This is a genomic window from uncultured Veillonella sp. (assembly GCF_915069625.1).
Taxonomy (GTDB): domain Bacteria; phylum Bacillota; class Negativicutes; order Veillonellales; family Veillonellaceae; genus Veillonella.
Genome location: NZ_CAJZFD010000111.1, coordinates 1 through 6,701, shown reverse-complemented (window position 1 = coordinate 6,701; position 6,701 = coordinate 1). Strand labels below are relative to the sequence as shown.

Genomic DNA, 6,701 nt, shown 5'->3' with positions numbered 1-6,701 from the left:
ATCAGCTATCAGCTATCAGCTATCAGCTATCAGCTATCAGCTATCAGCTATCAGCTATCAGCTATCAGCTATCAGCTATCAGCTATCAGCATGATATAATAATGCTATCAATAAGAGGAGGTTGCATTATGAATGATATAAACAAAAAAGGGCTCAGTACCACATTACTGTGCTGCTTAATCTGGGGTTTGCTCCCCCTATATTGGGCACTACTTAATCAAGTTTCTTCCTTTTCAGTACTATCGCACCGCATCATCTGGTCCGGTGTTTGGATGTTTTTCCTTGTTATCATCACCGGTCGTCAACAACTACGCATCGATATCCACTATTTACGCACCAACCTTACTCAATTAGGACTATTATTACTTGCTGCTATGCTGATTAGTATCAATTGGTTCACCTATATTTGGGCTGTTACCAACCAACACGTTCTCGATACTAGCCTCGGATACTATATCAATCCACTACTCAATGTATTGCTAGGTATCGTCATCTATAAAGAAACCTTGCTATGGTCACAAAAATTAAGCATCGCCATCGCCGTGCTAGGTGTATCTATCATGACCTATGAGCTAGGTTCGCTACCGATTATTTCCATAGTACTAGCCGTAACTTTTAGTCTCTATGGGGCTATCAAAAAACGCCTCACCATCCATCCATTTTCGAGTATTGCGATGGAGGCGTGGCTTATTACACCTATAGCTCTATGGTATGTGCTAACAGTAGATACTACATCATGGTCTTTTATTGAAAACATGACCCCTACCGGTCTACTGCTTGTTGCTTCAGGCCTTACTACATCCGTGCCCCTTATCCTTTTTTCATATGGGGCTCGTTTATTGCCACTTAACGTGCTAGGATTCTTACAATACCTATCTCCAACTATGGGCTTTTTCTTGGCTATCTTCTACTTTGGTGAAAGCTTTGGCACAGCCCAACTTACCGCTTTCGGCTGTATCTGGGTAGCCCTCGTACTGTTCTCCCTATCTAATCGAATTACAACCCGCATTAGCCTAAAAAAGTAAAGTATATCCTATATCAACTAAAAAGCTGTATCAAATGCACTCAACATTTGATACAGCTTTTTTACATTATTACGTTTACATGTATCCAAATATTTTCTTATCCCTATTAATTCGATTTATTTATATTAATACTGTTCATTTCTGAAACTATATTGTCAAGTGACTAATAGAAACCTAGGTGACCAATGGTCACCACTATATAGCTAAAAACGGTGCTAGACTACAGATGAGATAAGTAATACTCCTATCCATTGTTTTATACGTATATACGTGTTACTATAAAGGAGAGCCTATGAAGGACAAAGATTTACTTAAACTACTGTTAAAAAATGGTTGGAAGGATGTACGCCAACGAGGAAGTCATCATCGTTTGAAAAAAGATGATCAAGTCGAAGTGATTGCCGTACATGGCAAAGATGTACCTATAGGTTTATTAAATGCCATTTTGAAGAGAACAGGACTAAAATAAGGAGGAAATATGAAATTTATATACCCTGCCATAATTCATGATGACGCTGATGGTTTCTGGGCTGAGTTTCCAGACTTAGAATATACTAGCAGTACTGGCTCAACCCTAACAGAACTCGTAACCAATGCTCAAGAAGCAATGGAGCTATATATTTTAGGAGCTTTAGAAGATGGGGAAAGTTTACCAGCCCCTACATCTATTCGCAACTTACCTTGCACGGATACAACCTATCCTACATTAGTACAAACAGATATAGATCTGGCTAAAAATAGTAAGTCTGTAAAGAAAACATTAACCATTCCAGCATGGCTTAACGATAGAGCATTAGCTAAAGGGATTAATTTTTCTCAGCTTTTACAAGAAGCATTGGTGGAGAAAACAATGTAAATTTACACCATCAATTGCTTAGCAAAATTAGGACTACTGTCCACGCAATAACTGCTAAGGTGAGTAATATGATACAAAGCATCCACAGAATTATTACGAAATAGAGCAATAATTTTAGTACATATAATACATCAAACCATATACTATGACGATCTTCTAATCGCGCCATATATTCGGAGATATGACGCACCCAAAATGGAGCTTTCGCATTAGGATTCAGCTTCTTCCAGTACAGCATAATATACGGTGTTACAAAACAACCTACAAACACTAAATATGTAAGGAATAGAGGTGTTTCTATATTATGTTGGGACATAAACCCTGACCAGTCTACGACCATTAGACCACCAAGGTATAGAAAAACAAACCAATATATAAATCCTACTACCTTTATAACAAGGCGAATCATCTGTTTTACATCCATATCTATAAGCCAACTAATGTTTTAAATCGCGCATTATTGTGAAAGCGCTCGAAATGGTCTTGTTCAGCGGCTACAGCTTTCACAGATGGATCAATGTTAATCGCCATTTCAAGCCAATCAAGGGCCTTAGTATCATCCCCTTGGTCTGCATAAATGGTAGCAATACCATAGACGGACCAAGTATTACTAGGGTCCTTTTCTAATACCTTTTCAAACCACTGTTTAGAATCGTTTAACTGGCCTTGTAACTTGTACACCATAGCCATATTATAGTAATTCGCTACATTATTAGGATCTAACTCATAAGCCTTTTTAGTATCTGCTAAGCCTTTAGCTGTATCGCCATGTAAAGCCGTTGCGAAACCTCGCACAGAATAAGCCTCAGCATTATTAGGATTATTCTTAATAGAAGCTGTGGCCTCCTCGATGGCTTTTGCATAATCGCCAGCAGATAAAGCCTGCTTAGCTGCGATTAGATGGTTATCAACCTTTGCCATTTCATTCTTCTTATCTTGTGATTCTACTACTGATGTCTGTTTTGTTTCATTATTATCTACTAACATAGAGCATCCAGCATTAAATAATATTATCATTACCATAAGCGGTAGTATCAGTAAAAACTTCATATATTTATCCTATGTAATAATTCATATAAACACTTATTGGTACTATCATAAGTTATTTCACTAGCATAAAGAAATCTTTTTTGATAGCATTAGTAAATCTCACGTTAACACCTCTATATAAGATTGTAATTTACGAGTTACTTTAAATAGTTTTCCATAATAATATAATTCATCAAGATTATATTGGCCATTATTAAAATATATTTGAAAAGCAGTCGATATAAGTTGTATATCCATTTTATATATCGGTCGTAAACACTCAGCTAATGTACGTTCTCTCGAATACACAAATATATTCTGTTTAGGCTGACGTTCTAACTGTTCAATGCCGATATCATAATAAGATCGCAGTACAATTGGCAAAATATTATTCTGTTTTATATTCTTTGTATTTGTCCCATAGGGAAAGCTAAGAGTGGGCTGAAAAGGCACCGTTAAAGATAATCCATGCAACCATAATGCCGAATCCAAGCTAAATATGCCTTTGGGAAATCTATGCTGGATCCCAAACCATTCGTCTACATAGACATTCGGTAATGAATACAGCCCACGTTCATCAGAATAAATTTCTGCATTAGCTAACATTAAATTTAACGTATAATAAGAAAGTCCCAACTCTTTTACTTGATTGAAATTTAACAGACCATCATTATCTTCAAAAGCATCATAAATAAGCCTTTTTTTTATATCCAATATACCCACCTCCTTCTAGATTCAAGAATAACCAATAAAACATAAAACAAATATAGTAGATATAAAACTATCATACAAAGACACAAAATAAAGTGCTAACATTATAACTGAATGTTAGCACTTTATTTTTGTTTAGTCTATTGTATTTTAGTTACAGCCTATTTCTTAGCCTTAGAGCAACGGTCTAATAGGAATGCAACACCTACGAATGGGATGCCACCGCTTTCACCAAGACCAATTTCACATGTGGAACTGGAGCTTACGCCTAGTGTTGCACCGTATTCAGCAATTTCACCAGCAAGGTCTTTTGTAGCAGATTTGTTAAGTTCTGGTGTGAAGAAACCTTTTTGACCAGCAAAGCCATCACATGCGAAGGATTTGATATTGAATACATGGTCTGTGCATAGACGAGCCAAGTCTTCAATGTATTGAGATTTATTCAAAGATTTAATCTTACATTGTTTGTGTACGATAACTCGTTCATCGCATTTTTCAATGTCAAGATGAGGTACTACGTATTTGCACAAGAATTCAGAAATATCGTTGATTTCTAAGTCTGGCATATGTTTGAAAGCATGGTTGAAGCATGCGCTATGGTCGATCACGATTGGATATTTACCATTTTGAGATGCTTTCATCAATGCATCGTGCAAGTCTTTAACAGCACGTTCATGAACGTCGTCGTAGTTTTCAAAGCTCAAGCCGCAGCAGAGGTTTTCGATATGTTGTGGATAAATAATATCGATATGAGCTTTGTTGCAGAGGCTTTCTACAACTTGTTGCAAGCTGCGATCATCGTCATAACCTTGGTTAGGTTTGAATGCGCGGTTAGCACATGTACTGAAGTATACAACCTTTTCAAAGTTAGTTGGTTTGATGCGGTTTTTCAATTTGTAGCGATTAGCCTTAGGAGTTGTTTTAGGAACATATGGTGTAACACCTGTTACGCCATGTAAACCTTCAGTAATCTTAGAAATTGCTTTTTGTGTAATGATGGAACCAGCAATGCCTTCAAGACTTACGCCAGCACGACACATTTGAAGTGTTGTGGAGAAGTTATCGTAGATTTTCTTAGCCAATTCTGGTGCAGGTGGATCAATACGACGCATGGACAATGCAATTTGAGCAGTATCGATGCTGAGTGGGCAAAGGCCTTTACACATAGAGCAAGCTGCACAAGTGTCTACGCCGAAGTATTCGTAGCCTTTTCTAAGTTCAGACGCCAATGTGAAGTTGCCTTCGTTTTCAAGGCGTTTAGTTTCACGCAACAATGCGATACGTTGACGTGGAGTCAATGTTAAATTACGGCTTGGACAATGTTTTTCACAGAAACCGCATTCCATACAGATTGTGAAAGCATCGTCGATAACGCATTGAGCTTTAAGATTTTTCTTGTACACATCTGGATCATCAGTGATCATAACATCTGGGTTCAAGATGCGTTCAGGGTCAAAGATAGCTTTGATACGACGATTGATTTCGTATGCTTTACGGCCCCATTCCATTTCAACAAACGGTGCTACCATGCGGCCTGTACCATGTTCGGCTTTCAAAGAGCCACCGAAACCAGATACGCGTTCGGACATTTCTTTTACCAAGTCGCCGAAGTTCTTAGTATCTTTAGGGTCGCTAAAATCAGGTGTAATGTTAAAGTGAACGTTACCAGACAAAGCATGACCGAAGATTACACCACCATCAACGAAATCGTATTTGTGGAATAATTCAGTAAGCATTTCAATGCCTTTAGTAAAGTCTTCAATTTGGAAGCAAACGTCTTCGGTAATAACAGTAGTACCTTTTCTACGTTGACCACCAACGATAGGCAAGATACCTTTACGGATTGCCCACCAGGAATCGTATTCTTTAGGATCTTGAGAATAAAGACTTGGGATAGCTGTTGGGATATCTTTCAATTGTTCTTTAATGAAAGCTAAGTTTTCATCTACAGTTTCTTTGGAATAGCTTTCAGTTTGGAACAAGATGGCACTTGTACCTTCTGGTACTTCACGAACGAAGTCTGGTACATTTTCAAGAGTTTGAACTGCTTTTAAGGATTGATAGTCCATCATTTCTGCAGCAACAACCTTTTCACGGCCCATATTAGCCAAGGCTACAACCGCAAGAGATGCATCGTTCAATGTGCTGAAGAACATGAGACCGCAACCTTTATGAGGTACGTCTTCAACAGTGTTGTACACGATTTCAGATACGAAGCCCAATGTACCTTCAGAACCGATGAACAAGTGATTGATGATGTCGATAATATCTTCGAAATCAACAAGGGAGTTCAAGCCATAGCCTGTAGTATTTTTGATTTTGTATTTGTGATGAATCAAATGAGTCAATTCTTCATCAGCTAAAATTTCTTTGCGCAATTGCAAGATTTCTTCTACCATTTGAGGTTTTTCACGAAGGAATTGTTCAATGGATTTTTTATCGGATGTATCAAGAACAGTGCCATCTAGCAATACAACGCGGATGGAACGAATAGTTTTATAGGAGTTTTGAGCCGTACCACAGCACATACCAGAGGAGTTATTGTTCAAAATACCGCCTACTAATGCTGTTGCAAGCGTAGCTGGATCTGGACCGATTTTGCGGTTGTATGGTTTCAATAAATCATTTGCATCAGAACCGATAACACCACATTCGCATTTTAAAGCCTTGCCATCGTCGATAACTTCCATTTTTTTGAAGCCATCATTACATACGATAAGCACATCTTCACTGGAACATTGACCAGATAAAGAAGAACCAGCTGCACGGAATGTAAATGGTGTACCACATTGTTGGCACAAACGAATAAGGCGTCTTACTTCACGTTCATCCTCAGCCTTTACAACAACCTTTGGTAAATAGCTATAACAGGACGCGTCAACACCATATGCATAACGACGTAAATGATCAGTATAGACACGATCTTTGCAAATCTCTTTTGCCTCCTTGGCAAAACGTTCATAATCTTTTATAAGCGTACTCACTTGTATATCCTCCTATCCTCTCTTAAGGAATTTGTCTTATATTTAGTATACGCCGTTCTCATTCTCACTACTATAATTATGCATAAATTATATGTC

Annotated in this window: 7 protein-coding genes; 3 read left to right on the top strand and 4 right to left on the bottom strand. The window is 37.9% G+C overall.

Annotation, left to right across the window (positions count from 1 at the left end; translation table 11 throughout):
• Positions 1-128 precede the first annotated feature (128 nt).
• The 3 genes from rarD (at position 129) to QZ548_RS06730 (ending at position 1,881) form a co-directional block, all read left to right on the top strand.
• Complete coding sequence (gene rarD / locus QZ548_RS06740) at positions 129-1,025, top strand: EamA family transporter RarD (protein WP_295869226.1); 897 nt, start codon at positions 129-131, stop codon at positions 1,023-1,025.
• 292 nt (positions 1,026-1,317) lie between these two features.
• Entirely contained in the window at positions 1,318-1,494 is a 177-nt protein-coding gene (locus tag QZ548_RS06735; RefSeq protein ID WP_059364354.1) for a type II toxin-antitoxin system HicA family toxin, read from the top strand.
• A 9-nt stretch (positions 1,495-1,503) separates the two neighbouring features.
• Positions 1,504-1,881 (top strand): type II toxin-antitoxin system HicB family antitoxin, encoded by a 378-nt coding sequence (locus QZ548_RS06730; RefSeq protein ID WP_119208554.1) that lies wholly within the window; start codon positions 1,504-1,506, stop codon positions 1,879-1,881.
• A 10-nt stretch (positions 1,882-1,891) separates the two neighbouring features.
• Here QZ548_RS06730 and QZ548_RS06725 read toward each other — a convergent pair whose 3' ends face one another.
• The 4 genes from QZ548_RS06725 to QZ548_RS06710 all read right to left on the bottom strand — a co-directional run bounded on the left by QZ548_RS06725 (position 1,892) and on the right by QZ548_RS06710 (position 6,605).
• Positions 1,892-2,305: a hypothetical protein gene (locus QZ548_RS06725; RefSeq protein ID WP_295869223.1), complete on the bottom strand. Its 414-nt coding sequence runs from the start codon at positions 2,303-2,305 to the stop codon at positions 1,892-1,894.
• Between the two features lie 2 nt (positions 2,306-2,307).
• Positions 2,308-2,931 (bottom strand): tetratricopeptide repeat protein, encoded by a 624-nt coding sequence (locus QZ548_RS06720; protein ID WP_295869221.1) that lies wholly within the window; start codon positions 2,929-2,931, stop codon positions 2,308-2,310.
• A 99-nt stretch (positions 2,932-3,030) separates the two neighbouring features.
• On the bottom strand, positions 3,031-3,633 hold the full coding sequence (locus QZ548_RS06715) for a transcriptional regulator (RefSeq protein WP_295869220.1): 603 nt from the start codon (positions 3,631-3,633) through the stop codon (positions 3,031-3,033).
• 149 nt (positions 3,634-3,782) lie between these two features.
• Complete coding sequence (locus tag QZ548_RS06710; RefSeq protein ID WP_295869218.1) at positions 3,783-6,605, bottom strand: FAD-binding and (Fe-S)-binding domain-containing protein; 2,823 nt, start codon at positions 6,603-6,605, stop codon at positions 3,783-3,785.
• Between the last annotated feature and the right edge of the window lie 96 nt (positions 6,606-6,701).

What these genes read in the sequence shown, in the direction of transcription:
- rarD (WP_295869226.1), top strand. Translation starts at nt 129, where the DNA reads ATGAATGATATAAACAAAAAAGGGCTCAGTACCACATTACTGTGCTGC.
- QZ548_RS06735 (WP_059364354.1), top strand. Translation starts at nt 1,318, where the DNA reads ATGAAGGACAAAGATTTACTTAAACTACTGTTAAAAAATGGTTGGAAG.
- QZ548_RS06730 (WP_119208554.1), top strand. Translation starts at nt 1,504, where the DNA reads ATGAAATTTATATACCCTGCCATAATTCATGATGACGCTGATGGTTTC.
- QZ548_RS06725 (WP_295869223.1), bottom strand. Translation starts at nt 2,305, where the DNA reads ATGGATGTAAAACAGATGATTCGCCTTGTTATAAAGGTAGTAGGATTT.
- QZ548_RS06720 (WP_295869221.1), bottom strand. Translation starts at nt 2,931, where the DNA reads ATGAAGTTTTTACTGATACTACCGCTTATGGTAATGATAATATTATTT.